Raw genomic sequence first — 441 nt, 5'->3', positions numbered from 1 at the left:
TTGCTCAGACAAGGCAAGACACCATTGATCTGATTCACCTGATCCGCCGCGCTAACGCTCGTGTCGTCTATATCGGAACACAAGCGAATCAATCCGAAGAACTCAACAAGCAACTCGTCCTTTTAGGCGTCTATGACTTCCTTTTTGTCGACAAGGCGCTGGAATTGCGCTTGGTGGAGCGGATGATTGATCATCCGAAAACGGCGCAAGATGTAGCGATCTATATGGACGACTTTGCCGTTCATACGAAAGAACCAGAACTTTATGATGTGCTAGAACCGGAATCGAAGGAATCCGAAGAAGTGGCTGTCACATTGAATCACGTAGAACAGGAAGGGCGAGAAGAAGCTAAAAAACGGTTTTCCTTGCGTAAACGAGAAGAAAAAGAAGAACAACGACCGATCCTATCACCGCCTAAGCTCAAAAAAATCGTATGGGGGA

At 46.7% G+C, this 441-nt stretch carries 1 pseudogene; it reads left to right on the top strand.

The features are described from left to right. Positions 1-441, top strand: a pseudogene (locus MM817_RS16505) (hypothetical protein); the annotation flags it as partial.

The organism is Sulfoacidibacillus ferrooxidans (assembly GCF_022606465.1).
Taxonomy (GTDB): Bacteria; Bacillota; Bacilli; order Alicyclobacillales; family SLC66; genus Sulfoacidibacillus; species Sulfoacidibacillus ferrooxidans.
This window is presented reverse-complemented; position numbering and strand designations above follow the sequence as displayed.